Source organism: Variovorax sp. P4_B11, assembly GCF_056402355.1.
Window position 1 is genome coordinate 1 of sequence record NZ_JBFUHO010000092.1, and the last position, 25,511, is coordinate 25,511.

The window sequence follows — 25,511 nt, forward strand, 5'->3', positions numbered from 1 at the left end:
CGGGTCGGCCAGGCGCTCGGTGTCGACGGCAGCCTCAACGGCATGGCGCTGGACGCGCCGCCCTTCGCGCTGCTCGCGCGACCCGACGAGCACCCGCCGCTGAAGGTCGAGGTCGGGCCGCGGATCGGCATCTCGAAGGCGATCGAGCTGCCCTGGCGCTTCGGTGAGAAAGGCTCACGCTACCTGAGCAAGCCGTTCCGACGGTCGACGACCTCTTGAGTGTCGCGGCCCGGCCGTATCGCACCCTCTGGAAGATGACGATCGAGGAACGCAAGAAGCAGTTCCCGGACGGCGAGCGTGACCTAATGAGCAAGGAGGTCAGGATGGCCCAGAGACCACGGGAGAGACGCAGCTCGACCAGGAGCGGTAGCTGCAGCATCAAGGATGTGCCTCTCTTGGTGGTTCTGTCGCGATAAGCCAGTCGATAAGCCGGTCGGCCGCAATCGAGCCCATGGTACCGCTGCACGTCCAACTTGCGAACTCAACCCTGCGAGGGGTGATCAAGCGGCTGCATTTCCCGCTGGAGATCATGCTGGTGTGCGTTCGCTGGTACGCGGCCTACCCTTTGAGCCTGCGCAACCTGGAAGAGATGAGTCCAACTTCACTCCTTCGTTCTCTGAACTGTTGGAGCGGCCTAAATCTGTCGTTCAGCTGAATCCTGCCAAGGTGCTGGCGTCATGGAGATCAACGCCGCCTGTTGCTTCAACCTGGCGAAGACAGGCCCCAAGTCTCGGCGCGACCTTATCGGCGTGAACAGATGCATCTCGTAGCGCGGAAGGGCCTCGCGCAGACGCAGGGGCACGACCTGGCCCTTCGGCGCACCGTCCAGCAGGGCTGGGTGAGGGAGCACGCCAAGCAAGTCGCTGTGGGCCATCAGATGGAGAAGGCTTGCGTAGTTACGAGGCCAGCGACCGCTTCATCGTGGGCGACGCCGTCACCTGGAGCACTCTAAAAACCGAGCGGAAGGTATGGATGGCGGCCTGAGACCCGGCGTCATTGCACGGTCCTTCGCCTCCAAGGCGGCGGCGCAAGAGACTGGCGCAGCATGGCCAGAAAGGCCGTTGCACGCGCACTGCGCCCGAAGCGGGTGCCCAGCATGGCGACGACGTCGGCCGCAGGAAACTCCCAGCCTGAAAGCACCCGCTTGAGCCGACCGGCTGCCAGATCGGCAGCGACGTTCCACTCCGACCGGATGGCGACACCCTGCCCTGCCACCGCCCACTCGCGCACCACCGCGCCGTCATTGCTGCACATGGTGGGACGGATCCGGACGGTCTCCGGCTCGCGCGAAGCGTGCACGAAGCGCCACAGCGTGACGTCCTCGTCGTTCTCTCTCACCACCAGGCATCGATGCCGCAGCAAGTCCGAAGGTGACTGAATCGGAGAAGCACTGGCGAGATAGTCCGGGCTGGCGCAGAGGATGCGTCGGTTCGGTGCCAGCGTCGTGACGATCTGGTTTTGGGCACCAGGCGGTCCGATGTGGACGATGACGTCGCTGCTTTCGACCAGGTGCGCGCCGGGATGGTCGGCAAGGTCCAGGGTGACCGTCACGCCGGGATGCGCTTTAGCAAACGCATCGACCACGGGTGCGACATGCAGCCGGCCGAAGCCATGCGGGGCGGCTATGCGTAGATGCCCGCTCACTGCCTTCTTCCGATTGGCCAATGCCTCGGACAGCGCCTCCATCGCCTCGGCCACGATCGTCCCGTGCGATGCGACCAGATCGCCTTCATCGGTGAGGACCATCCTGCGGCCGGAACGGTCGATCAGCCGGATGCCAATCCGTGCTTCCAGCGCTTGCAGGCGCTGGGTGACGGCCGGGGGCGTGACATCCATCTTCCGGGCAGCTTCAGCGAGCGACGCGGACTGGGCCAGCACGTTGAAGAAGCGCAGATCCTCAGAGCTGATCATTTAGTGGGACCTTAACTCGCTATGCAGGTTCGATAAATTGTAGGTTCAATCGATCAGGCGCAACATCCGGCCATCTCACTTGATAGGTGCCGGTCCGCATCCAGCAGGCCGCATCGGACAAACACAACTCGGAGCACGACATTGGGCCAAGCCATAGCCATGAAGCAGACGCAAGCCGAACAGATCGCAACGACGCTGGGGGAACTGGCGACGCCTTGCCTCGTCCTCGACGCTGAGCGGATGGAGCGGAACATCGCACGCCTGAAAGCTAGGCTGGACGGCCTGGGCGTCACGTTGCGTCCCCACCTCAAGACGTCCAAGTCGGTGGACGTCGCGCGGCGGGTCATGACGTCGCCGTCGGGTCCGGCAACCGTTTCGACGCTTCTTGAAGCCGAGCAGTTCGCGGCGGCCGGCGTGCGGGACATCATCTACGCCGTCGGGATTGCACCATCGAAACTGCCACAGGTGCTGGCGCTGCGCGCCGGGGGCGCCGACGTGACCGTGGTGCTGGACACCGTGGAGCAGGCGCAAGCCGTTGCGCAGGCCTCGCGCCAAGCAGGAGCGCGCATTCCGGCGCTCATCGAGATCGACTGCGACGGCCATCGCTCCGGGGTGCTGCCGACCGACCGGCAGCTGCTGCTGGACATCGGCCACGCCCTCGAAGACGGAGCGAAACTGCGTGGCGTGATCACGCACGCCGGCGCCAGTTACTCGGCCCGTGGGCTCGAAGCCTTGCGTCAATGTGCCGAGGTCGAGCGCCGCAGCGTGGTCGATGCCGCCACCATCCTGCGCCAAGCGGGGCTGCCCTGCCCGGTGGTCAGCGTCGGCTCGACACCGACCGCACACAACGCCGCCGACCTCACCGGCGTCACCGAAGTCCGGGCCGGCGTGTTCGTGTTCTTCGATCTCGTGATGGCCGGGATCGGTGTCTGCCTGGTCGACGACATCGCGCTGTCGGTGCTGGCGACGGTGATCGGCCACCAGCGCGACAAGGGATGGATCCTGGTCGACGCCGGCTGGATGGCGCTGTCGCAGGACCGCGGCACCCGCAGGCAGGCGGTCGACCAAGGCTATGGGCTGGTGTGCGACGCCGCCGGCGTGCCCTATCCCGACCTGATCGTTGCCGACGCCAACCAGGAGCACGGGATCATCACGGTGCGTCCTGGATCAGGGGGCAAGCTGCCCGATCTCGCGATCGGTGATCGTGTGCGGATCCTGCCGAACCACGCCTGCGCCACAGGCGCCCAGCATCGGGCTTATCACGTCGTTCGCGGCGCTTCCGACCGGGTCGAAGCCGAGTGGTCGCGTTTCGGAGGCTGGCGATGAGCGGCGAGCGGCTCGTGACCGGCATCCTGACGGATCGGGCACCGATGCCGGCAGGTCACTACACGCAGGCCATTGTCTCGGGCGCCCACGTCTTCGTCTCCGGCCAGTTGCCGATCCGCCCGGATGGACGTCCGCTGGACGACGATGGATTCGAGGCGCAGGCCAGGCAGGCGATCCAGAACATGCTGGAGATCGTGCGCGCCGCGGGCAGCTCGCCGCAACAGATCGTCAAGGTGACGGCCTACATCGTCGGCATCGCCAACTGGACCCGCTTCAACGCGGTCTATGCGTCCATGCTGCCGGGTGCGTGCCCCGCGCGCAGCGTGGTTCCGGTGCCAGAATTGCACTACGGGTGCCTGGTCGAGATCGACGCCATCGCGGTGCGCGAACCATGACCGCCATGGCGACCCACCCCGGCCACTACGACCACGACGATGTGGTGCTGGTCCCATTTGACACGGAACACCTGGAAGGCGCCCTCCAGCTTTCGCAGGAGATGTCCTGGCCGTATCGGCTCGAGGACTGGGCCTTCGCACTCGAGCTCGGCCAGGGCTTCGTGCTCCGCAACGGCGCCGGTACAGTGATCTCCACTGCGGCCTGGTGGGCCTACGGCGAGGACCATGCTTCGGCCGGGATGATCATCGTCGCCGGGGCTGCCCAAGGCCGTGGCCACGGTGCCCGGCTGATGGATGCGCTGCTGGCAGCGGCGCACCCGCGGACCATCACGCTGAACTCGACGGCCGAAGGTCTGGCGCTTTATGAAAGGCGCGGCTTCGTCCGCATCGGCGTCGTCCAACAGCATCAAGGCGTTCCCGACGAGCGCCACCAGGCGCCACCGGCCAGCCTGGTCAGGGCGATGGCGCCATCGGATGTCGAGGCGGTCGCACGTCTGGACCGGCAGGCCACGGGCTGGGCCAGGCGGCAGATGCTGGATCGGCTCATCCAGGCCGGTGACGGCCAAGTGCTCGTGCGTGACGGCGAGCCGCGCGGCTATGCCATTTCACGCCTATTTGGCCGCGGGCACGTCATCGGTCCCGTGGTCGCCGAAAGTGCGGACGATGCGCGCGCCTTGATCGAAGCCGCGCTCGCACGTCTCGGCCAGGTTTTCGTCCGCGTCGACACCGCTGCCACCTCGCAGCTCGGGGACTGGCTCGAAAGCATCGGCCTGCGCCAGGTTGGTGACGCCACCACCATGGTCAAGGGGCTGCACATCCCGCCGGCGGGGCCAGCACGCATGTTCGCGCTGGCCAACCAGTCGTTCAACTAGGAGACATCGCAATGCTGCGCTCGAAGATACCGGAAACGCCACTATGAAGCTGACCTCGTATTGGCTGGACACCTCGGAACCCTTCCGGAGTGCCACTGCAGGACCGGTGCAGGGCAGCTGCGACGTGGCGGTGATCGGCGGCGGCCTGACCGGCTGTTCGGCTGCGCTGGCGCTTGCCAAGAAGGGTGCACGCGTCGTGCTCCTTGAAGCCGAGACCATCGGGCACGCCGCCTCCGGTCGCAACGGCGGCATGTGCAACAACGGCTTTGCCCAGGACTACGGCACGATGTCGGCCAAACTCGGCAAGGAAGTCGCCGACCGGCTCTATCGGGCCTTCGACGCCGGAGTCGACACGGTCGAGCGCCTGGTGGCGGAAGAGAAGATCGACTGCAGCTTCGCGCGCGTTGGCAAGATCAAGCTCGCGGCCAAGCCCGAGCACTACGACAAGCTGGCGCGCAGTCAGGAACTGCTGGCGGCCAACGTCGACCCCGACACAGAGATGGTCAGTCGCGCCGACATTGCCGGCGAGGTGGGGTCGGACCGCTTCCACGGCGGGCTGATCTACCGCAAAGGCGCCGGCATGCATGTCGGGCGCTTCGTCCGCGGCTTGGCGGAAGCGGCAGCGCGGCGTGGTGTGGAGATCCACGAGCAGGCGCCGATGACGGGCCTGCGACCCGCCCCCGGCGGAGGCCACCAGATCGAAACGCCGAAGGGTCGGCTCAACGCCAAGCAGGTTCTGCTGGCGAGCGGAACCTCGCAGACGGGGCCGCTGGGCTGGATTCGACGTCGCATCGTGCCGGTCGGCGCGTTCTTGATCGTCACCGAGCCCCTGCCGACAGAGACGCTCGACCGGCTATTGCCGCGGCGCCGGATGGCGGTCGATACGAAGAACCTGGTCAACTACTTCCGAACGACGCCCGACAACCGACTGCTCTTCGGTGGACGCGCCCGCTTCGCCGTCTCCAACCCGACCTCCGACGAGAAGAGTGGCGCGATACTGCAGGCGGCATTGCACGACGTCTTTCCCGACCTTCGCCACGCGCGCATCGACTATTGCTGGGGCGGCATGGTCGACATGACGCGTGACCGCCTGCCACGCGCCGGCGAGCGCAATGGCATCTACTACTCGATGGGCTACAGCGGCCACGGCACCCAGATGTCGACACTGATGGGGACGATCATGGCGGAAGTCATGGACGGACGCGCCGAACTCAATCCCTGAAAAGACTTCGACTGGCCCGCGATCCCGGGGCATGTCGGACCACCGTGGTTCCTGCCGCTGGTAGGGGCCTATTACCGGCTCAAGGACAAGCTCGCCTGAAGCCGATCTCGCCACTCATCGATCGAGGAGACAACCATGAACGAGACAAACATGAGCATTCCAGTCGAATTGCAAAACCTGGCGGAGGTCATGACGCGGTACCGCTTTGCCTACCTGCTGACGGCCAGCGCGCATGGCGCCCCGCATGCGGTCGCAGTGGTGCCGATGCTCGAAGGTAGCGTATTGGTGATTGACGGCATCGGCCGCCGCACACGCAACAACCTGATCCAGCAGCCCGCCGTCGGGCTCATCTGGCCGCCGCGGGAAGAGTCCGATTACTCCCTGATCGTCGACGGGCAAGCAGCCCCGGATGGCGAAATGCTGCGGATCACGCCGAGCCGAGCGGTGCTGCATCGACCCGCGCGCCGACCCGACCCGGTCGAACAGGGGGCCTGCGGATCTGATTGCGTAGAACTGAAGGTGCCAACCGTTGCTACAGACGTCGGCCTCCCCTGATTCCGGCGCCGCCGCAGCGCCGTTCGCCGCGGGCACGGTCCATCGATGCAGCTCCAGCCTCGAACTCGGATAGCGGCCTACAAGAAGCGATCGCGGTCCGGGGTGATCGTACTTTCGGTGCGGAATGAGTTTCAAGTTCGTAAGTCCCTGTCGCATAACGAGTTTTCGACCCAAAGCGCACCGATTTGCAAGATAAGTACGATCACCCCTCTGATCGCTTCGCCGTCGGCGCGCCGATCAGATCTCAGTTTGCTCGGAGATCGCCAATGCGTCGTCCACGTCGATGCCGAGGTACCACACGGTCTTGGAGTGCCCAAGCAGCAACTGCACGGCACGAAGGTTTCCTGTGCGTCGATCGATCAACGTCGCCTTGGTTCGCCGCATCGAGTGGGTGCCGTAGTCTGCCGGATCAAGTCCAAGTTCCCCGACCCAGCCGTCAAGAATTCGAGCATACTGCCGCGTCCCCAGATGTGGTGAGCGATGGATGCGGCTTGGAAAGAGGAAATCCTCAGATCGCAATCCCGCTTTCTTGATCCAATTCTGCACGGCTTCCCGCGTTACCTGCGTGATCTCGAACTGCACAGGGCGCTCGGCCTTGTGTTGCATCACCACGGCTCGACCTGCCACCTGATCGCCGCGACAGATGTCCCGAACCTTGAGGCGGACGAGGTCGCACCCGCGCAACTTGCTGTCGATGCCCAGATTGAAGAGAGCAAGCTCGCGCACCCGGTCTTCCATATGGAGCCGCGCTCGAAGCACCCAGATGTCCTTGAACTTGAACGGGGCCTTCTGCCCAATGACCTTGCCCTTGTTCCATGGCTCGCGGCACGCAGCTTTGACATTGGATTCCATGATGGACTCCCATCAAGTTGGGGGTCATCAAAGATGCGCCTTTTCGCCTTTCAGAGACCAAGGCACTTGCCGTGGGTCACGGCGGCAGCTGGAGCAAGGGTGAACCGCTGTGGACGGGGTCGTGCTTGGTCCCAGGCTCTCATGCCGGACGTCAGCTTCCCGGCCTCGCTACGACCTCACGGTCCTGGCCGCGAGCGTGAGTTCGCGGCCGAGCCTGGCAGCTACCGTTCGGCGTGATCGCCCGGTTGGCCAACGCTGCTGTCGGCGAGTTTTGGTGAACGGGCAGTCCCGGCCTCTGCAGTCGCGCCGCAACCTCAGACGTCTGCTTCGGCGGCAAGCAGACGTTGGTTCAGTGGCTGTCCTTGGTAGACGGGCGCCTTGTGCGTCGTGAAGCGCCGAGCCTTGTGGGGACGCGGTCGCCCTTGCCCATCAACAAGGCGATAACCTTCGCTTCGGTTGTCGTCGGCAGGGTGACCTTGCCCCTCTGTCCGCCTGTTCACTCCGCGAGCAGCCGCATCGAGATGTCCCTTGCCGCAGCTGTCAGGAGCGGCAAATGCGCCTTGACCATCTCTTGAACCGTGGCAACCTTGTGCATCCACGTCAGGTTGATCGCAGCGATCACTTCGTCATTGACCCAAATCGGCACCGCGATCGAATCCCTCCCATCGTTCCACTCCCGGCGACTCTGTTCAAAGTGGCCGCCAAAATCCGGTGTCCTGTGCCCGTACCCCAGACGCCGCGTCTCTTCCAGCAATCGCTCCACCATGGCAGGCTTACGCGCCATAAAGTTGCCCGGCTCGTTGCTGGCTGCCAGGCGCTGAATCATGGCCTTGCGCTCGCTCTCGCTGCAGAACGCGATGTACGCCCGTCCCGTTGCTGAACGCAGCATGTTGATTCGGAAACCGATCGGACCTACCGGCACATTCGAGAAGTAGGACTTCGGGCGATTGGTTTCGATGACCTCCATGCAATCAAGCCGCGGGACCGCCAGTACCGACGGCCAATTGACCTTCTTGCACAGGCGCTCCATTACCGGCGATGCGACCTCCACCAGGTAGTTCTCGTCGCTGAGTTGCGGCGCGCGCGGCTGCAGGGTGTGACTGGCCATGTATGCCCCGTCGGCCAGGCGTTGCCAGACCATTCCGCGACGCTCGAGCGTCAAGATCACGCGAGTCAGCGTGGCCTTCGGCAAGCCCGTGGCGAGGAAGAGATCGTGCAGGCTGGCCGCCCGCGCCTGATGCAGGTGCGCCAGGACTTCGAGGCCGCGATCCAGCGCCCTGATTGTCTTGACCTTGTAGTCACGCATGCGAAGTCTCTAACGCGGTAAGTTTCACTAGGAGAAAAGCTGATGCGTGATGCTACCCGGCGAACGCCATGGGCGCCAATACTTTCGCCATGCCCCGGAGCATCAAGAGCCGGGAAAACAAGAAGACAGGAGACAAGCGTGCGAAGGCCGTCCTCGGCCGCCGCGAGCCATGGCTCCTTCTTACCTGTGCGGCGATGCCGCGCCTTCAAGGAGTCATGCTCATGAGTTTTTCCCACGAAGATGTTCAGCGCCTCTTGCAGCTGCTGGACTGCTCGCAGTTCGACGAGCTGCAACTTGAAGCTGAGGGCATCAAGCTGTCACTTCGCCGCAATGGTGCCGGGTCGAATTGCACCCCTTCGGCGTCGAGCGCCGCACCCGTGGCCCTGCCTCGCGTTTTGCCCGCAGCCGCGCCCGCAGCACCTGTGCAGCCAGCCCCCACCCCAAGCAGCGACCCTTCGCTCCTGGAAATCCGTGCGCCGATGCTCGGCACCTTTTATGGCGCTCCAAAGCCTGGCGCTGAACCTTTCGTCACCGTGGGTGGACGGGTCGATTCGAACACCGCCGTGGGGATCATCGAGGTCATGAAGCTGATGAACTCGATCTCCGCCGGCTTGGTCGGCGTTGTGGTCGAAGTGTTGGCGCGCGATGGTGATCTGGTCGAGTTCGACCAGGTGCTGATGCGAGTACGTCCAGAGTGAGCGCGGTCATGAGAACGGCAGACGAACTGGCGATCGACGGACCGATCCGCCGGGTTTTGGTGGCGAATCGCGGCGAGATTGCGGTGCGCATCATCCGCACGCTCAAGCGCCTGGGCATCGAGTCGGTGCTGGCGGTCTCGGCCGCCGATCGCGAGAGCGTGGGGGCTCGGCTGGCCGATCGCGCGGTGTGCATCGGACCGGCGCGCGCGACTGACAGCTACTTGCGTATCGGCACGCTGATCGAGGCCGCGCGCGGAGTCGGCGCACAGGCCGTTCATCCGGGCTATGGATTTCTCTCCGAGCGTGCCGAGTTCGCCGCAGCCTGCGAAGAGAACGGTCTGATCTTCATTGGGCCCACCGCTGAGCAGATCGAGCGGGTGGGCAACAAGCTCGAGGCACGCCGCTGCGCCGAACAAGCAGAGGTGCCGATTGCCCCTGGTGGGCAGGTCGATACCTTGCCTGCCGCGCTCACGATGGCCGAGCAGATTGGCTATCCCGTGCTCATCAAGGCCGTGGGCGGGGGTGGCGGCCGTGGTTTGAAGCGTGCGAACACGCCGGAAGAGTTGACTGCGCTGTTTGATCTCGCGAGTTCCGAGGCCCTTGCCGCCTTCGGCGATGGACGCGTGTACGTGGAGTGCTTCGTCACCCAGGGACGCCACGTCGAGGTACAGATTCTGGGGGACGGCGAGAGCGTGATCCACATCGGCGACCGCGATTGCTCTGTCCAGCGCCGCTACCAGAAGCTGGTCGAGGAGGCGCCCGCGCCGAACCTGACCGAGGCCATGCGCCGCGACCTGCACGCGGCAGCCGTGCGCTTCTCCAAGCACATCAACTACCGCAGCCTGGGGACGATCGAATTCCTGGTCGACGCGGCGCGCCAACGCTTCTACTTCCTGGAGATGAACGCGCGCATCCAGGTCGAGCATCCGGTGACCGAGCAAATCAGCGGCCTGGACCTGGTGGCCGAGCAGCTTGTCGTGGCACAGGGCCATCGGTTGCGTATGAAACAGGCCGACGTGAGCCTGACAGGCCACGCCATCGAATGCCGTATCAATGCCGAGGATCCCACGCATGACTTTCGGCCCGCGCCGGGCCGAATCACGGCGGTCCACTTTCCAACCTGGCCGAAACTGCGCGTGGACACCCACATGGAGTCGGGCGCGATGATTTCTCCGTACTACGACTCGATGATCGCCAAGGTCATCGCCACCGGTGCGGACCGCGACCAGGCCCGGAGGCTCCTCGAAAGCGCCCTGTCAGACGTTCGCATCGATGGCGTCTTGAACAACATCGCCTTGCACCGTGCTGTCCTCGCCACGCCCGAGTTCATCGAAGGCGGCTTCGACACCGGATTTCTCGGTCGCTTCCTGGCGGGCTCCGGCGCTGCCGTCTTCGGCCAACCGGCGGCACAGGCCTAACTCAAAGGACACCCTGATGACCTCAACTCGACTCGACTTCATCGATACGACGATGAGAGACGGCAACCAAAGCCTGTGGGGCGCCACTGGCCTTCGTACCGGCATGATGCTGGAGATCGCGCCCGATCTCGACCGCGTCGGGTATCGCGCGATCGACTTCACTACCAGCACGCACATGGCCGTGACGGTGCGCTTCCACAAGGAGAACCCTTGGGAGCGCATCCGCCTCATGAAGGCGCGCATGCCGCGCACGCCGCTGAGCTTCTTGTCGACCGGCATGCGCTTCATCTCGTGGGAGACGGCCCACCCCGAATTGATGGACCTGTCGTATCGGTTGCTGGTGCGCAATGGCATCGAGCGCTTCATGGTGATGGATCCCATGAACAACATGCAAGCCGTCGCCGACAGCGCAACCGCCATCGCCGCTGCCGGCGCGCGCGAGATCGTGGGGGCTGTCGTCTACACGGTCAGCCCGATCCACGACGACGCACATTTCGCCGACGCCGCGCGAAAGTTGGCTGCGGTGCCATCGATCTCGCGCGTCTACCTCAAGGACCCGGGTGGCCTGCTGACCCTGGAGCGCGCCCGGACGTTGCTGCCGGCACTCCACAAGGCCCTGGCCGGCAAACCGCTGGAGTTGCATTCGCACTGCACGATCGGCCTCGCGCCCTTCACCTATGCGGAGGCGCCAGCCCTGGGCGTGGAAACGCTGCACACGGCGACCCGGCCGCTGGGCAATGGCAGCAGCCAGCCGGCGATCGAGAACGTGGTGGCCAATCTGCGCAGTCAGGGCATTGCCGTCGATTTGGACATGGAGGCGGCCGCACGCGTCAGCAGCTACTTCGCTACGCTGGCCGCCGCCGAGGGCCTTCCGCCGGGCGTGCCGCAGGAGTACGACATGCGTTACTTCCAGCACCAGTTGCCCGGCGGAATGATCGGCACCATGCGTCGACAACTGCGAGAGATGCGTCAGGAGCATCGCTTGCCGGAGGTATACGAGGAGGTCGAGCGCGTCCGGCGCGAACTGGGCTACCCGATCATGGTGACCCCGTTCTCGCAAGTGGTCGGGACCCAGGCCGTGATGAACGTCTTGGCCCCTGAACGCTATGCGAACGTGCCTGACGAGGTCATCCGCTACGTGATCGGCCGGTTCGGCACGCCGCCCGCACCGATGGACCCCAACGTGCGTGACCGCATCGAGCAACTGCCCCGTGCACGAGAACTGGCCAACCAGAGCGCGATGCCGGAGCTCTCCGAGCTTCGCCGCCGCTTCGACGCCGGGCTCTCGGACGAGGAGTTCCTGCTGCGTGCGACGATGCCGGCCGAGCAGGTGGACGCCATGGTGGCGGCCGGTCCCTGTCGCCAGCACTACAGCGCGGTGGTCAGCCCGGTGGAGCGGCTCGTCAGCGAGCTTTCCAAGCGGCCCGACGTGAGCCATGCGCGCATCGAGCGGGACGGTTTCCTACTGGACCTGCGCGCCAGAAAGCCAGCCGCCCCGGCAGGAAGTGCGGCATGAACGACAAGATTCACCTGGACGCGGCACGAGAGGCGGAGACCGTCGTGACCGCTCCTACATTGGCCGGCGTGCGTGGCTACGTGTTCGACATCGATGGAACCTTGGCGCTGGCGGACAAGCGCCTGAGCGGCTATCAGGCGCTTCCGGGCGCCCGTGAATTGCTCGCGTTGCTGCGCGAGCGCGGACTTCCTTATGTCGGCTTCACGAACGGGAGCACCAAGACGCCGCAACAGCTCTCGCAGGCGCTGACGGAGATCGGCATCGACATGGACGAGAAGCACACGTTGACGCCGGTCAGCGTGGCGATCGACCTTTTCAAGCGCCGTCGCTACAAGCGGCTGCTGGTGCTGGGCGGCGAAGGTGTCTGGAAGCCCCTGGTCGAAAAAGGCTTCGACGTGGTGCGCTCTCCCGAGCGGGCCGACGATGCCGAGGCGGTGTTGATCGGGTGGCATCCGGAGTTCGCTCTCGGCGATCTCGATGCGGCCTGCCACGCGGTATGGGCCGGCGCGGCCTTCTATACCGTGTCCAAGGCTGCTGTCGTGGCCAGTCGAGAAGGCCGCACGCTGGGCATCTCCGGGGCGCTCTCAGCGGCCGTCGGCAGCGTGACGGGCAAGAAGGCAGTGGTCGTCGGCAAGCCGTCTGCACAGGCCCTCGTGTGTGCCAGTGGGCGGCTGGGCGGCGTCAAGCCCGCCCAGATGGCGATCGTCGGCGATGACATCAGTCTGGAGAACGCCATGGCCCTGCGCGGTGGAGCGATGTCGGTCGGCGTCCACACGGGATTGAGCAGCGCCGAGGACTTTGAGCGTCTGCCCTTGGGCAGCCGTCCCCACCTGTCGATCAGTGGTGTGGACCGGCTGCTGGAGATGCTGACATGAATGCCACGGACACCACCAGTGCTCCCGCAGAGGTCTTGTGGGCACCTCGGCCCGATCAAATCGAACCGACGCGCCTCGCCGCTTACATGCGTTGGCTGGCGGCCGATAGAGCTTTGAAATTCGACAGCTATGACGCGTTGTGGCGCTGGTCGGTCGATGAACTCGAGACATTCTGGCAGTCGATCTGGGACTACTTCGATGTACAGGCCGATGGCAGCTGCGAGCCCGTGCTGGGCTCGCCCGCCATGCCCGGCGCGCAATGGTTCCCGAACACGCGCTTGAACTATGCCGAGCATGTCTTTCGCCAGGCCAGCGACGAGCGCCCCGCCCTCATCGCGCGCAGCGAGGACACCGGCACGCACGAGGTCTCGTGGGCGGACTTGCGGCGCGACACTGCAGCGCTGGCAGCCCGCTTGCGCGGCCTCGGCGTCGTCGCTGGCGATCGCGTGGCCTCGTACATGCCGAATCGGGCCGAGACCGTGGTTGCGTTCCTGGCCTGCGCCAGCCTGGGTGCGATCTGGTCCAGTTGTGCGCCCGACATGGGCGCTACCGTGGTTCTGGATCGGTTCCGTCAGATCGAACCCAAGGTTCTGCTGGCCGTGGACAGCTACAGCTACAACGGCAAGGTTCACGACCGCCGTGAGCTGGTCGATGAGTTGCTGCTGGAACTGCCGACCGTTCGACACGTCATTCATGTGACGGGGCCGATCTGCAGGGCCGCGTCGCACAAGCCGCCGGCATGGCGGGATCGATCGAGTTGGCAAGACGCGGTCTCGGCCGATGCCGAACTGCGCTTCGAGCGGCTGCCCTTCGATCACCCTCTCTGGATCGTCTACTCGTCAGGCACGACCGGCCTGCCCAAGGCCATCGTGCACAGCCAGGGCGGCATCGTCCTGACGCACCTGAAGACCATGGCGCTGCAGCACGACCTGCGCCCCGGCGATCGGCTTCTGTTCCTGGGCGGCACCGGCTGGATTGTCTGGAACCTGCAACTCGGTGCGTTGCTGACCGGGGCGAGCATCGTGCTTTACGACGGTAACCCGGCCTGGCCGGAAACCGCTTCCCTTTGGCGCTTCATCGATGAGTATGGTGTCACGTTGTTGGGTTGCGGTGCGGCTTACCTCACTAACTGCATGAAGGACGGTTTGCGGCCGCGGGATCTGGCTCCCATGAAGAGCCTGCGCGCGATCAACGCCACCGGATCCCCTTTGCCCACCGATGCATACCGCTGGGTCTACGACGCGATCAAGCCCGATCTCTGGCTGGCCTCGATCAGCGGCGGAACCGACATCGCTTCTGGCTTCGTCGCTTGCGCGCCGATCCTCCCTGTGACCGCCGGCGAGATTCAGTGTCGTGAGCTGGGTGTCGCTGCCTATGCGTTCGACGACAACGGACACGCGGTGATCGACGAGGTGGGCGAACTCGTGATCACGAAACCCATGCCCTCGATGCCGATCTACTTCTGGGGAGACCCGGAACAGAAGCGCTACCGCGAGAGCTACTTCGAGGTGTACCCGGGCCTCTGGCGCCACGGCGACTGGATTCGCTTCACGGATCGCGGGACCTGCGTCATCTACGGCCGCTCCGACTCGACCATCAATCGGCATGGCATCCGCATGGGAACGGCGGAGATCTACCGGGTGGTCGAAGAATTGCCAGAGATCCGCGACAGCCTGGTGGTCGACCTGGAGTATCTCGGGCGGCCGTCCTTCATGCCGTTGTTCGTGGTGCTGGCACCCGGCGAAAGCCTCGACGAGGCCCTGAAGGCTCGCATCGCCCAGCAGATCCGCACCAAGGCCTCCGCAAGGCATGTGCCCAACGAGATCTACCAGGTGAGCGAGATCCCGCGAACGCTCACCGGCAAGAAGATGGAAGTTCCTGTGCGCAAGCTCCTGCTGGGGGCTTCGCCCGACAGGGTGGCCAGCGCGGATGCGATGGCAAACCCGAAAAGCATCGCGTTCTTCGTGCGTATGGCCGGGGAGATGAAAACCTCGGAAGCGACGTAACTCAATCGTCATCAAATTCTTAAACCCGCGATAAGCCGCATCTCGACGGCCCCGCATTTTGACCGTGTCGCGCGACACAAGGAGACATGAAATGAGCAGCAAGCCCAAGGTACTGATGATCATCACGCTCGACACCAAGGCGGTGGAGGCAAAATACATTCGTGACGTGCTGGAATCGCAAGGAGTGGACGTGGTCCATCTCGATGCGAGCATCCGTGAGTCTTCCGATTCGAGTGCCGAGATCACGCCCGAGGCTGTGGCCGGTGCGGCCGGCAAGACGATCCAGGAGGTGCGCGACCTGAAGCACGAAGGCAAGTGCCAGGCCGTGATGATCGAAGGCTCGGTCAAGTGCGCACTCAAGTTCCACGAGGAGCATGGCCTGAGCGGCATCATCGGAGTCGGCGGATCCATGGGCACGGCGCTCGGCACGGTCGTGATGGGTGCCTTCCCGTACGGTCTGCCCAAGGTCATGGTGTCGACGATGGCCTCGGGCTTCACGAAGCCCTTCATCGGCGCCAAGGACATCAACATGTTCAATCCGGTGTGCGACATCGCGGGGCTGAACAGCATCACGCGCGACGTCTTCCGCAACGCGGCCCTGGCCACGGCAGCCATGGCGAAGGACTACTCGCCGAAACGCGTCGAACCGAAGCCACTGATCGCCATGACGACGCTGAGCACGATCGACAAATGCACGGTCAACGTGCGCAAGCAACTGGAAGCCAAGGGCTACGAGGTCATGGTGTTCCACACCCTCGGTACTGGTGGCATGGCCATGGATCAGATCGTCGGCGAGCGCGACGTCGCTGCGGTCGTCGACACCTCGCTGGTCGAGATCAACGACTTTCTCAACAACGGCCTCTGCAGCGCCGGACCGGACCGGGCGAAGTGGGCCATCCGCAAGGGCGTTCCGGTAGTCTTCGCCCCGGGCAACGCGGATTTCATGGTGGCCGGCCCCATCGACCAGGCCAAGACGATGTTTCCCGGCCATCGGTACCACATGCACAATCACGCACTGACCGCGGTGCGCACCGAAGCCGGCGAGCTTGAGGCGCTGGCCAAGCACATGGGAGGCCTGATCAAGGATGCGGAGAAGACGCGGGGCCCGGTGTCGTTCTTCGTGCCGTTGAAAGGCTTCTCGAATCACGACAGTCCGGACGGCTATCTGCATGATCCGTCCCTGTGCCCGGTGTTCCTGGAAGCGCTGAAGAAGGCCCTGCCGGCAGGCATCGTGCCCCGCGCGTTCGACTGTCACATCAACGATGCGGAGTTCGCAGATGCGATCGTCGAGCAGGTTCTGGCGTACACCAAAGACAAGAGCGCGGCAACTGCCTGAGCACGGAAGCGCGTGTAGCAAACGGTTCATCACGAAAGGGACTCGACCAATGACCACGGATCCCAGGAACCCGGCCAGCCTGGCCGCTCAGCGCGCCTTCGAGGGCAGGGTTGTCCTCGTCACCGGGGCGAGCACCGGGATCGGCCGGGCCACCGCGATCGCCTTCGCGAGCGCAGGCGCCCGACTGATGCTCGGCGACATTGACAAGCGATCCGCCGACACCGCTGCCTCCATCGTGGCGGGGGGCGGCGAGGCGCGATTCGTTCTTACTGATGTCAGCGATCCGGAATCGGTTCGCGCCTTGGTCGAGACAACTGTGCAGACCTATGGCAGGCTGGACGCCGCGTTCAACAACGCCGGTCTCCTGCCTCCGACCGCGGACTTCGCAGACATGACGGTGGAGGATTTTGATCGCACCATCGCAGTCGACCTACGTGGAGTGTTCCTCTGCCTCAAGTACGAAATTGCCGCGATGCTCAAGACCGGCGGCGGCGCCATTGTCAATACTGCGTCCGTCGCCGGTGTCGTTGCTGATCCAGGCATGGCCTCCTACGTCGCTGCCAAACACGGCGTGGTCGGGCTTACCAAGGCAGCAGCGCTGGACTATGCGACACGCAACATCAGGGTCAACGCCGTCGCGCCCGGGCTCGTGGCGACCCCAATGACAAACCGGTGGCTCGACGATCCGAATTTCGCCGCGAAACTCATGCAGAACAGTCCGATCGGGCGGCCCGCGCAGCCGGAGGAAATAGCCGGAACTGTTCTGCATCTGTGTTCGTCAGTTGCGTCCTTCATCACGGGTCAGACCTTCGTCGTCGACGGGGGTCAGACCGCGCACTGAGCTGAAGCGCTCGGACCCTGCCGACAGGGTCTGAGGCCCACGCAAGCGACGGTACACGCAGATGCCACTTCGTCGCGCGCTGGAAAGCGGCGCCAAGCGCCAGGAGACGAGGTTCGGTCCCGCCTCGTCCGACGAGTTGGATGGCCAGAGGCAGGCCGTGGCGATCAAACCCGGCAGGAAGACTGATCGCACAGCCGCCGACGTGGTTGACCCAGCGCGTGAACTGGCCGAGCGGTGTGCTGCGTTCATCGATCGAATCCAGTGAAGGGGCGCCGCAATGCACCGTCGGCAGAAGCAGCACCTCGTCCGCCGGCAACCACTGCTCGAAGCTGTCGGTGGCTTCGCGGCGCGCATGGTGTGCGGCGGCGACCTGGACCGGATCGGTGCTGCGCGCCTGGTCGAGGCGGCGGCTGATCTCCTCGCCAAATGCGCTTGGATCCATTTCGAATCGCGTGCGATGGACCGCCCAGGCTTCGGAGGCGATCAGCACCCCGGCTTCCCGCGTAAGGTCGGCCAGTGCGAAGGGCGTGGCGCGCTCGTGCAACTCTGCTCCCAGGCTCTCTAGCACTGCGGCCGCATCCTCGAGCGCTTGCTGCACGTCAGGCTCCACGTCCACGGGGTAGTCTTCTTTGGAGAGCCGTCCGATTCGCCAGCCCCGTGGCTCCCCCATCGGCTGCAGCCGCGTCCGAGCCAGTACCTCGAAAAGACGCGCGCAGTGCTCGGCATTGAGAGCCATGGGACCAACACTGTCGTAGGACGGAGCGAGCGGGAACACGCCGTCGAGCGGGATAAGACCATGGGTGGTCTTCAGGCCGGTGATGCCGCACAACGCCGCTGGCATGCGAATCGATCCTGCCGTGTCGCTTCCAAGCGCCGCCGTCGCCATGCGCGCTGCCACCGCCACCGCCGAGCCGCTGCTCGATCCGCCCGCCACACGTACGGTCTGCGGGTCCCAGGGGTTTCGCGGCGTACCGAGCGTCGCGTTGATGCCCCACCCGCCGAAGGCCAGTTCGACCATCTGGGCTCGGCCGGCGATCCGCGCACCGGCATCCAGAAGGCGCTGAACAGCGGGTGCCGACCCGGTGGCGCGCCTGTCTGCGAACATCGGCGCGCCGACGCCAACGAGCTCTCCGGCCATGTCGAAGTTGTCCTTGATGGCGATGCTCCACGCCTGAAGGACGCCCGAGGAGGCGGGCCCGTGGAGCGATCCGAAGCCCACGAAGGCGTGCAGGGCGTCGTTCAAGCGCGCGAGGGATGGGTCGATCGAGGCGTCCTGCATCACTACGCTCGGCGGGTCAAGACTTGGCGACTGGATTCGGCGCTGCGACGGGCGGGGCCTTCTGGTCGTGGAGGCGACTCCGCAATTCCAACCAATATCCCACAGGAAGCAACTGCACGCCCAGCCGACGTTCGATCTCGCCCCAGATGCCTCGCGGCAGCAAGAGCGCGAACAGGAGCGCTGTCGCACCCAGCCCGATCAGATAGATCACACCGGTTGCGCCGAACAATGTCTCCAGCGTGAAGAACAGTACCGCACCGAGGATCGGCCCTTCGTACGTGCCGATTCCGCCGACCAGCACCATGAAGATCATGTACGCGGTCCATTGGACGCTGAAATAGGTCTTGGGCTGGAAGGTAATCGAGGTGGCGAGCCAAAGCGCGCCCGCGGCGGCACAGCCGAAAGCAGACAGCACGAAGATCAGGCGCTTCGATTGATGGACGCGAATGCCCACCGAGCCGGCAGCCTCCTCGTTGTCCCGGATCGCCTGCGCCGCGGTCCCCATCTTGCCGCGCAGCATGACGAAGACCAACCAGGCCAACGCCGCCATCGTGGCCAGCGCCGCCCAGTAGGTGTAAGCGCGCCGCGCGTCGGCGTCATAAGCCTGCAATGCGATCAACGAGGTACCGGTCTCCCCCTGCACCAGATTGTCGAGATTCACCAGCAGATGCGCCAGTGCCGCCAAGACCCACATCCCGATCGCGAACTCCCCGCCACGCAGGCGCAGCATGAAGGAGGAAATCGGCAGCGACAGGACGGCGACGATCGCCGCGGCCAGCAACAGGGCGGGATAGGGGCTCACGCCCCAGTCAGCCAGCCGTACCGTGAAGTAGGCGCCAAGGCCGAAGAAGGCCTGCTGGCCGACCGACAACAGGCCCGCATAGCCAGCGAGCGCGTTCCACATCAGCGCGAGGATGCCGTAGATGAACAGCGTCGAGAGGCGCTCCACGAGATTGGGCGACAGGAATAGCGGTCCGAGAGCCAGCACCAGTTGCGCCGCGACCACCAGCGACACCGTGAGAATGGAAGCCGTGGTCCAGCGCTTGACGCGGGAATTTTCAGGCGGCGAAGTCATTTCATGCCTTTCTGGCGGTGCGGCGCATCGATCGAATGAAACTGCGAAAACGGTCCGTGGCATAGACACGGGTAAGGAGGACGACAAGGAAGACCACGTGGCCTGCAATGAGGAAGCCCTGCGGATGCACCTGCGCGCCGATGCTCTGTGCAACGCCAAGCACGATGCCGCCGACCAGCGTTCCCCACAGCGAGGCGCCGCCGATGATCACCGCCTCGAAGGCGAAGATCAACTGCTGCGGCCCCGTGTAGGGGTCGAAGGTCGCGCGCATCGCAAGAAAGCCCCCGGCGATGGCCACGGTCGCCAGCGCGATGACGCTGGATGCGGCGTAGACCGACCGGGCGTCCACCCCCACCAACTGTGCGGTATCGGGGTCATGCGCGGCGGCGCGAATGCGGCGCCCGAGCGCAGTATGCGTCAGCATGAGGTGCATGCCACCGAGCAGCGCAATGGCCACCGCCAGTGTCAGCACGGCGAGCTGGCCGACGATGATGCCACCCGGCAAGGTCCAGCTGTCATAGCTCAGCGAATCGATGTACGGCGCCAGCGAACGGGTGTCGGCGCCGAAGCCCTCGAACATCGCGTTGTCGAGCACGCTGGCGAGTCCAAAGGTGCTCAGCAGGGGCACCAGTGCGCCTGCACGCGCGCTGCGCTCAAGAACCAGCCGGTGCAGCACCCAGCCGAATAGCGCCATCACCGGAACCACGGCCAAGAGTCCGAGCAGCGGGTGCACCTCGAAGCGATCGGCCAGGAAGTACAGCATGTAGGCGGAGAGCACGGCCAGGCTGCCATGGGCCAGATTGATGATCCGCATCACGCCGAACATGAATGAGAGCCCACAGGCGAGCACGGCGTAGTAGCCGCCGAGCATCAGGCCCTGGGTGATTTGATTGAGCCAGATCATGGGGTGGCAGTCGAAGCGGTGGTGGCCTGCGACGCGGGCGCGCGGTGGCCGAAGTAGCAATCCATGACTTGCTCGCGTGTCATTTCGTCGGTGCGTCCGCTGGCGACGACCCTGCCCTCGAGCAGGCAGACGATGCGGTCGGCCACCTGAAAGGTTCGCTTCAGGTCCTGCTCGACCAGCACGACGGTGGTGCCCTGTTCGCGGCCCATGCTCATGAGGGCGCGCAACGAATCGTAGACCCCCTGCACAGCCACGGGCGAGAGGCCGAGCGACACTTCGTCGAGCAGCAGCACGCGTGGATTGGTCATCAGCGCGCGGCCGATGGCCACCGCCTGCTGCTGGCCTCCGGACAGCGTCCCCGCGGCAGCCTTCAGCTTGGGTTTGAGCTGCGGGAAGGCCTCGAGAACCGTCGCTAGATTCCACCTGCCATCGCGTTTGGCCGACCGGGCGACCAGCAGGTTCTCCTCCACGGTCATCGCGGGAAAGAGGCGCCGACCTTCTGGCACCAGCGCCAGGCCGGCTGCGGCGCGCCGGTACGCAGGCATGTTGCTGACGTCCTCGCCGTCGAAGACGATGCGTCCACCGGCCACCGGATGAACGCCGGCCACCGTGCGCAGCAGGGTCGTCTTGCCGGCGCCGTTGGCGCCGACCAGCGCGAGTGTCTCGCCCTGCTCGATGTCGAGGCTGATGCCCTGCACTGCAGTCAGCAGGCCGTGCCGTGCGACCAGGCTTTCGATCTTCAGCAAGCTCATTGGCCGCCTCCCATGTAGGCATCGACGACAGTCGCGTTGGCCAGCACCTCCTTCGGGTCGCCCTCGGCAATGACCCGGCCGGCATCCATACAGACCAGCCGCTGCGCCACTTGCAAGAGGACATGGACGATGTGTTCGATCCAGACGATGGCGATATTGCGGGCATGCAGCACACGGATCGTCTGCACCAGTTCGGAGGCCTCGCCATCGGTCAGTCCCCCGCCGATCTCATCGAGAAGAAGGACCCGAGGATTGGTGGCCAGCGCACGTGTGAGTTCGAGGCGCTTGCGGTCCAGCAGCCCGAGCGTCTCTGCGCGGCGGTTGGCGACCTGGGTCATGCCGCACAGGTCGAGCGCGTCGATGCAGCGATCGTAGGCCTCGGTGCGTTTGAACCCGCCGCCGTGCGTCGCCGCGGTGAAGACGTTCTCGAACACCGTCATGCCTGAAAACGGTTGCGGAACCTGGTGCGTGCGCGCAATGCCCAGGCGGCATCGCGTGGCGGCGTCCAGCGAGGACACGTCCGCGTCCCGGAACTCGATCTTGCCCGCTGTGGCAGCCTGGGAGCCGGAGAGAACGCTGAGCAGCGTCGTCTTGCCGGCACCGTTGGGCCCGACGATCCCGATGGCGTCCCCTGGCCGGACATCGAAATCCACACCGTCGAGCACGACCAGCGCACCGTAGTGCTTGCGAATTCCACGCGCGGACAGCAGCGAATCTTGAGCCGACATGAGAGGCAGGGTCCTTCCGATTCAGGCGAGCGGAAGGAGCTTGGCGCCAACCGGTACGTTTGGATCGCTCGCGTTCTCCGTGATCACGTAGTCGAACTTGTACTTCGAACCCGCTGGCGCCTTGACCCACTGGGTCCCAATGATCGAGGTGTTGGAAACGTTGGGCACGGGTCCCTTGGTGAAATCGACCTTGCCGATCATGGTGGTCACGACCAGCGTGCTCAAGGCCTTGGCGACGGATGCCTTGTCCTTCGGATTGCCGCTGGTCTTGAGGGCCTCGGCTCCCGCATCGAGGAGCGCCATGGTCGCCCCGAGCTGCTGGGTCCATTGCTTGTTCGCGGATTTCTCATAGCTGTTGGCCAGATCGACGCCGCTGATGCCCGTCAGCGCCGACTTGTAGGGGAAGGTCTTGTGCCAGTAGCAGGCGCTCGAGAGGTTGTATCCGAGCGGGCCAAGGGCTTCGACGTTGGAGGGGAAGAGACCGAACTTGGCCACCTGCGCGATCTTGAGTTGCTTGGTCAGACCCTGCTGCGCAGCCTGCCGCCAGAAAGCCGCGAAGTCGGGTGGAATTGGGAAGGTGTTGAAGATCTCGACCTTCTCCGCCTTGAACTTCGCAATCTGCGCGGAATAGTCGGTGGTGCCGTCTTCATATGGGCCCGCATCGACGATCGTGAATCCGGCCTTCTGCAACGCCGGCGCCAGGTTGGCCCGGATGGCGTTTCCGTCCGCATCGTTCGGGTACAGCGCGCCGACCTTCTTGTTGGTCGGCAGCAGGCTCCACTGAGACGCGTAGCATTTCGCGAACTCGTCGACCCCGAACGAGAAATGGTAGGTCCACTTGAATGGCGACGGGGCGCCAGGCTTGGCGCCGCGGCCGAAATACCATGCCTCCCAGGGCATCACCGTCGACAGGCACGGCACTCCGGCGGCTTCGCAGGCGTCGGAAACCGGGTTGACAGTCTCCGGTGTCGAGATGGCGAGCATCAGATCGACCTTCTCGCTGTTGATCAGCGCCTTCGCCAGCTGGCTCGCCCGGGCAGGGTCGGACTGGGTGTCGCGATCGAGGATCTCGACCGCGTACTTCTTGCCGCCGACAGTCAACCCATCCTTGAGGGTGGCACGCGCGAGCCCGAGGATGAAACCATCGGCTTCGCCGAAGCCGGCCAGGGCGCCGGTACGCGGGCTGATGAAGCCGATTCGAATCGTGCTGGAGGCATCGGATCCCTGGGCGAACACCGAGACGGGATTCAGCAATGCCAGTCCGACTGCGCCTCCGGCACCAAGCACTGTGCGGCGGGTGGGCATGGACTCGTTGCCGCTGCTGAGGTTCAGGTCTGCATTCATGGCTTTGTCTCCTAGGTTTTGTTTGAGTGAAAGAAGAATCGAAGGCCTTGCAGGCCTACTTGGCCATGCAGCCGCCGTCGGTGACGAGCATCATGCCGGTGGTGAAGCTGGAAGCACCCGACGCGAGGTACAACGCCGTGCCCTTGATCTCGCTTGCGTCGGCCACGCGCTGCATAGGCGTGAAGGCGGTCACGGCCGCCACGAAGTCGGGGTCGTCGTATTTGCCATCGGCCAACCGGGTCCGAAAGAAGCCCGGGCAGATCGCGTTGATCTGGATGTTCTGAGTCGCGTACTCGAGCGCCAGTTCGCGCGTCAGGTTCACGACGGCGCCCTTGGCCGCGTTGTAGGCCGGGATCGGCGCGACGCTCGATGCCCCCGCCAGCCCCCACATCGATGCGACATTGATGACCTTGCCGCTGCCTTGGCGCACCATGATCTTCAGCGCCTCGCGGTCCGTGTAGAAGACCCCCTGGAGATTGACGGCCAATACCGCATTCCAGTTGTCGGTGGGGTAGTCGTGCAAAGGCTGAGGCGCAGCGTCCGCAATGCCTGCATTGGCGAAGGCGATGTCGACCCGTCCGAAGGTATTGTCCGCAAGCTTGAACAATTCAGCCACGTCGGCTTCGCGTGTCACATCGCATCTCACGCTCAGCGCCTTGCGTCCAAGTGACTGCACCCGGGCTGCAATGGCCTCGCACCGGTCCATGTCGATGTCGGCACACACGACATCGGAGCCGGCCTCTGCCATCGCTTCCGCGATCTGATAGCCCAGGCCGTTGCCGGCACCCGTGATGACGCTGACCTTGCCGGTCAGGTCGAACATTTTCATCACGTGCCTATGAGCGCCGCTAGATGGAGTCCTGGATGGGCCGCCGGGGGGACCGGCGGCGATCATGTTGGCCGAATTGTTCATTGATGTCTCCTTGACGGTGAGCGGCGAATCTCTGCTTCCGCGTTCTGCTTCACGCGCTCTTTGTGATGTCTCGATCAGGTACAAATCGAAGCGGATCATGTGTGCCGTCGACCGAGTGACTGAAGCTGCATCGAAGTTGTTTTCACTAGGTGAAAATGCCTGACGCGTGAGGGCAAGCCCTAATGACGGCCCCGTGGCGCGCGCGTCAGATGACAAACATCAAACGCTCGCAAGGGCCCCTTTCATGCTCCAAGGCAAGACGATCATCGTGACCGGCGCCGCGTCGGGAATCGGCGCTGCTTCCGCGGTACTCCTGGCGTCCCAGGGTGCGGATGTCATTTCGGTCGATATCAACGAACCGGGGCGACCTGTGGGGCGATTCATCAAGGCCGACCTTTCGGACAGGTCTTCGATCGATGAGTTGGTGGCCGCGCTTCCGACCGGTGCGAATGGCTTGGCGAACATTGCGGGTCTGCCGCCGACCCGGCCAGCCGAGGCGGTCGTGAAGGTCAACCTCGTGGGACTCAAGTACCTGACGACACAGTTGGTTCCGAAGCTGTCGGACGGCGCTTCCATGCGGGTCTTCATGAGTTGTGCGCGCAGCCGGTGCAACGACAACACAATCTGCTGGGCCTCAGTCTTGACTGGCACGAAGCGCATGCCGGGCTGTTGACTCGCCGTCCAGATCGCCTGAGCGTCCGCTGCATCGGTCTTGTTGCGCTGCACGAACGGGCGAACCTTCCTGGGCGAGATCAGTCGTACCTCGTGGCCAAACTCGAACAGAGCACGAGCCCAGTCGTGCGCGCCCCCACAAGCTTCCATCACGACAAGCGATGCAGTGCGGGCGGCAAACCATTCGAGAAGCTTTGCACGCTTGAGCTGCAAGCGCTCGATGCACCCGGTCTCCATATCGACCCAGTGCAGCTGAAACACCTTTTTGGCGATGTCGACGGCGATGACGGTACGTTCCATGATGGTCTCCAGTTCGATGATGACGACGAGGTCACCACTCTGGCACTACCCGGGCCGGGCGGAAGCCGTACCAGGAGGGAGGCGCCCATACCATCTGCAGAACACGCGCAGCGCGGACGGTTGAATGAACAAGGCAACGCCGATGAATCCGAACGTCTCAATCGAGCCGTTGTGGCGTCGATTTGCCGCGCGGCGCAGCCTTCAAGCAGGTCTTGTGGGCTCGATTCCGGCCCTGCAGACACACTCATCCCTCGATCCCGATCAAACGCCGCCGCGCCATCCACAGGTTCGACAGCGCGAACAGCGTGACGATCTGCGCCGTGTTCTTCGCCAGCCCTCGGTAGCGCACCTTGGTGAAGCCGAACTGCTGCTTGATCACACGAAACGGGTGTTCGACCTTGGCTCGGATACTGGC

24 protein-coding genes and 3 pseudogenes are annotated in these 25,511 nt (G+C 64.5%); 15 read left to right on the plus strand and 12 right to left on the minus strand.

Translation table 11 applies throughout. The features are described from left to right. Together AC1DYD_RS38290 and AC1DYD_RS38295 are read left to right on the plus strand one after the other, a co-directional pair. On the plus strand, positions 1-219 hold a 219-nt coding region (locus tag AC1DYD_RS38290; RefSeq protein ID WP_478177955.1), incomplete at its 5' end, for a DNA-3-methyladenine glycosylase. Positions 220-451: 232 nt separating this feature from the next. Further along, a pseudogene (locus AC1DYD_RS38295) lies at positions 452-592 on the plus strand (IS6 family transposase); the annotation flags it as partial. A 401-nt stretch (positions 593-993) separates the two neighbouring features. Here AC1DYD_RS38295 and AC1DYD_RS38300 read toward each other — a convergent pair. After that, positions 994-1,911 carry a LysR family transcriptional regulator gene (locus tag AC1DYD_RS38300; protein ID WP_478177956.1) on the minus strand — a complete coding sequence of 306 codons (918 nt, stop codon included), beginning with the start codon at positions 1,909-1,911 and terminating at the stop codon, positions 994-996. Between the two features lie 159 nt (positions 1,912-2,070). Here AC1DYD_RS38300 and AC1DYD_RS38305 point away from each other — a divergent pair, with 159 nt between their 5' ends. The 5 genes and pseudogenes from AC1DYD_RS38305 (at position 2,071) to AC1DYD_RS38325 (ending at position 6,281) form a co-directional block, all read left to right on the plus strand. Continuing rightward, complete coding sequence (locus AC1DYD_RS38305; RefSeq protein WP_478177957.1) at positions 2,071-3,237, plus strand: DSD1 family PLP-dependent enzyme; 1,167 nt, start codon at positions 2,071-2,073, stop codon at positions 3,235-3,237. Then, positions 3,234-3,632 carry a RidA family protein gene (locus tag AC1DYD_RS38310; protein WP_478177958.1) on the plus strand — a complete coding sequence of 133 codons (399 nt, stop codon included), beginning with the start codon at positions 3,234-3,236 and terminating at the stop codon, positions 3,630-3,632. Before AC1DYD_RS38305 ends, AC1DYD_RS38310 begins: the two co-directional genes overlap by 4 nt. After that, positions 3,629-4,504 carry a GNAT family N-acetyltransferase gene (locus AC1DYD_RS38315; RefSeq protein WP_478177959.1) on the plus strand — a complete coding sequence of 292 codons (876 nt, stop codon included), beginning with the start codon at positions 3,629-3,631 and terminating at the stop codon, positions 4,502-4,504. The genes AC1DYD_RS38310 and AC1DYD_RS38315 overlap by 4 nt, the downstream gene beginning before the upstream one ends. 43 nt (positions 4,505-4,547) lie before the next feature. Then, positions 4,548-5,825, plus strand: a pseudogene (locus AC1DYD_RS38320) (NAD(P)/FAD-dependent oxidoreductase). A 36-nt stretch (positions 5,826-5,861) separates the two neighbouring features. Further along, the gene (locus AC1DYD_RS38325) at positions 5,862-6,281 is read left to right on the plus strand and encodes a hypothetical protein (protein WP_478177960.1); all 420 of its coding nucleotides are present in this window, start codon (positions 5,862-5,864) and stop codon (positions 6,279-6,281) included. 237 nt (positions 6,282-6,518) lie between these two features. Here the strand turns inward: AC1DYD_RS38325 and AC1DYD_RS38330 are convergent, their stop codons facing one another. Together AC1DYD_RS38330 and AC1DYD_RS38335 are read right to left on the minus strand one after the other, a co-directional pair. Further along, positions 6,519-7,133, minus strand: coding sequence for a tyrosine-type recombinase/integrase (locus AC1DYD_RS38330; RefSeq protein WP_478177961.1), 615 nt, complete (start codon positions 7,131-7,133; stop codon positions 6,519-6,521). Positions 7,134-7,629: 496 nt separating this feature from the next. Then, positions 7,630-8,439: an IclR family transcriptional regulator domain-containing protein gene (locus AC1DYD_RS38335; RefSeq protein WP_478177962.1), complete on the minus strand. Its 810-nt coding sequence runs from the start codon at positions 8,437-8,439 to the stop codon at positions 7,630-7,632. 68 nt (positions 8,440-8,507) lie between these two features. Between AC1DYD_RS38335 and accB the strand changes: the two genes are divergently transcribed. The 7 genes from accB to AC1DYD_RS38370 all read left to right on the plus strand — a co-directional run bounded on the left by accB (position 8,508) and on the right by AC1DYD_RS38370 (position 17,129). After that, the gene (accB, locus tag AC1DYD_RS38340; protein ID WP_478177963.1) at positions 8,508-9,137 is read left to right on the plus strand and encodes an acetyl-CoA carboxylase biotin carboxyl carrier protein; all 630 of its coding nucleotides are present in this window, start codon (positions 8,508-8,510) and stop codon (positions 9,135-9,137) included. Continuing rightward, complete coding sequence (locus AC1DYD_RS38345) at positions 9,134-10,555, plus strand: acetyl-CoA carboxylase biotin carboxylase subunit (RefSeq protein ID WP_478177964.1); 1,422 nt, start codon at positions 9,134-9,136, stop codon at positions 10,553-10,555. The genes accB and AC1DYD_RS38345 overlap by 4 nt, the downstream gene beginning before the upstream one ends. Positions 10,556-10,571: 16 nt before the next feature. After that, positions 10,572-12,071: a pyruvate carboxylase gene (locus tag AC1DYD_RS38350; protein WP_478177965.1), complete on the plus strand. Its 1,500-nt coding sequence runs from the start codon at positions 10,572-10,574 to the stop codon at positions 12,069-12,071. Further along, positions 12,068-12,946 (plus strand): HAD-IIA family hydrolase, encoded by an 879-nt coding sequence (locus AC1DYD_RS38355; RefSeq protein WP_478177966.1) that lies wholly within the window; start codon positions 12,068-12,070, stop codon positions 12,944-12,946. Before AC1DYD_RS38350 ends, AC1DYD_RS38355 begins: the two co-directional genes overlap by 4 nt. After that, positions 12,943-14,952 carry an acetoacetate--CoA ligase gene (locus AC1DYD_RS38360; RefSeq protein ID WP_478177967.1) on the plus strand — a complete coding sequence of 670 codons (2,010 nt, stop codon included), beginning with the start codon at positions 12,943-12,945 and terminating at the stop codon, positions 14,950-14,952. The genes AC1DYD_RS38355 and AC1DYD_RS38360 overlap by 4 nt, the downstream gene beginning before the upstream one ends. 91 nt (positions 14,953-15,043) lie before the next feature. Continuing rightward, positions 15,044-16,288 carry a Tm-1-like ATP-binding domain-containing protein gene (locus AC1DYD_RS38365; RefSeq protein WP_478177968.1) on the plus strand — a complete coding sequence of 415 codons (1,245 nt, stop codon included), beginning with the start codon at positions 15,044-15,046 and terminating at the stop codon, positions 16,286-16,288. 49 nt (positions 16,289-16,337) lie between these two features. Then, positions 16,338-17,129: an SDR family oxidoreductase gene (locus AC1DYD_RS38370; RefSeq protein ID WP_478177969.1), complete on the plus strand. Its 792-nt coding sequence runs from the start codon at positions 16,338-16,340 to the stop codon at positions 17,127-17,129. Here AC1DYD_RS38370 and AC1DYD_RS38375 read toward each other — a convergent pair. The 7 genes from AC1DYD_RS38375 to AC1DYD_RS38405 all read right to left on the minus strand — a co-directional run bounded on the left by AC1DYD_RS38375 (position 17,083) and on the right by AC1DYD_RS38405 (position 24,223). After that, a complete protein-coding gene (locus AC1DYD_RS38375) occupies positions 17,083-18,408 on the minus strand; it encodes an amidase (protein ID WP_478177970.1) in 1,326 nt (441 codons plus the stop codon). The two genes, AC1DYD_RS38370 and AC1DYD_RS38375, sit on opposite strands and share 47 nt — an antisense overlap. 16 nt (positions 18,409-18,424) lie before the next feature. Further along, positions 18,425-19,483, minus strand: coding sequence for a branched-chain amino acid ABC transporter permease (locus tag AC1DYD_RS38380; RefSeq protein ID WP_478177971.1), 1,059 nt, complete (start codon positions 19,481-19,483; stop codon positions 18,425-18,427). 1 nt (position 19,484) lies between these two features. Next, on the minus strand, positions 19,485-20,387 hold the full coding sequence (locus AC1DYD_RS38385; RefSeq protein ID WP_478177972.1) for a branched-chain amino acid ABC transporter permease: 903 nt from the start codon (positions 20,385-20,387) through the stop codon (positions 19,485-19,487). Continuing rightward, complete coding sequence (locus tag AC1DYD_RS38390; RefSeq protein ID WP_478177973.1) at positions 20,384-21,139, minus strand: ABC transporter ATP-binding protein; 756 nt, start codon at positions 21,137-21,139, stop codon at positions 20,384-20,386. The genes AC1DYD_RS38385 and AC1DYD_RS38390 overlap by 4 nt, the downstream gene beginning before the upstream one ends. Further along, entirely contained in the window at positions 21,136-21,804 is a 669-nt protein-coding gene (locus AC1DYD_RS38395) for an ABC transporter ATP-binding protein (RefSeq protein WP_478177974.1), read from the minus strand. Before AC1DYD_RS38395 ends, AC1DYD_RS38390 begins: the two co-directional genes overlap by 4 nt. Positions 21,805-21,888: 84 nt before the next feature. Continuing rightward, entirely contained in the window at positions 21,889-23,211 is a 1,323-nt protein-coding gene (locus tag AC1DYD_RS38400; protein ID WP_478177975.1) for an ABC transporter substrate-binding protein, read from the minus strand. Positions 23,212-23,266: 55 nt separating this feature from the next. After that, complete coding sequence (locus tag AC1DYD_RS38405) at positions 23,267-24,223, minus strand: SDR family NAD(P)-dependent oxidoreductase (protein WP_478177976.1); 957 nt, start codon at positions 24,221-24,223, stop codon at positions 23,267-23,269. A gap of 145 nt (positions 24,224-24,368) precedes the next feature. Between AC1DYD_RS38405 and AC1DYD_RS38410 the strand changes: the two genes are divergently transcribed. Next, positions 24,369-24,797: an SDR family NAD(P)-dependent oxidoreductase gene (locus AC1DYD_RS38410; RefSeq protein ID WP_478177977.1), complete on the plus strand. Its 429-nt coding sequence runs from the start codon at positions 24,369-24,371 to the stop codon at positions 24,795-24,797. On the opposite strand, the pseudogene AC1DYD_RS38415 reads toward AC1DYD_RS38410, so the two are convergent. Together AC1DYD_RS38415 and AC1DYD_RS38420 are read right to left on the minus strand one after the other, a co-directional pair. After that, positions 24,698-25,096 (minus strand): annotated as a pseudogene (locus AC1DYD_RS38415) (IS110 family transposase); the annotation flags it as partial. The gene AC1DYD_RS38410 and the pseudogene AC1DYD_RS38415 sit on opposite strands and share 100 nt — an antisense overlap. 244 nt (positions 25,097-25,340) lie before the next feature. After that, positions 25,341-25,511 (minus strand): transposase (locus AC1DYD_RS38420; RefSeq protein WP_478177978.1); only part of this gene is annotated, 171 nt, incomplete at its 5' end.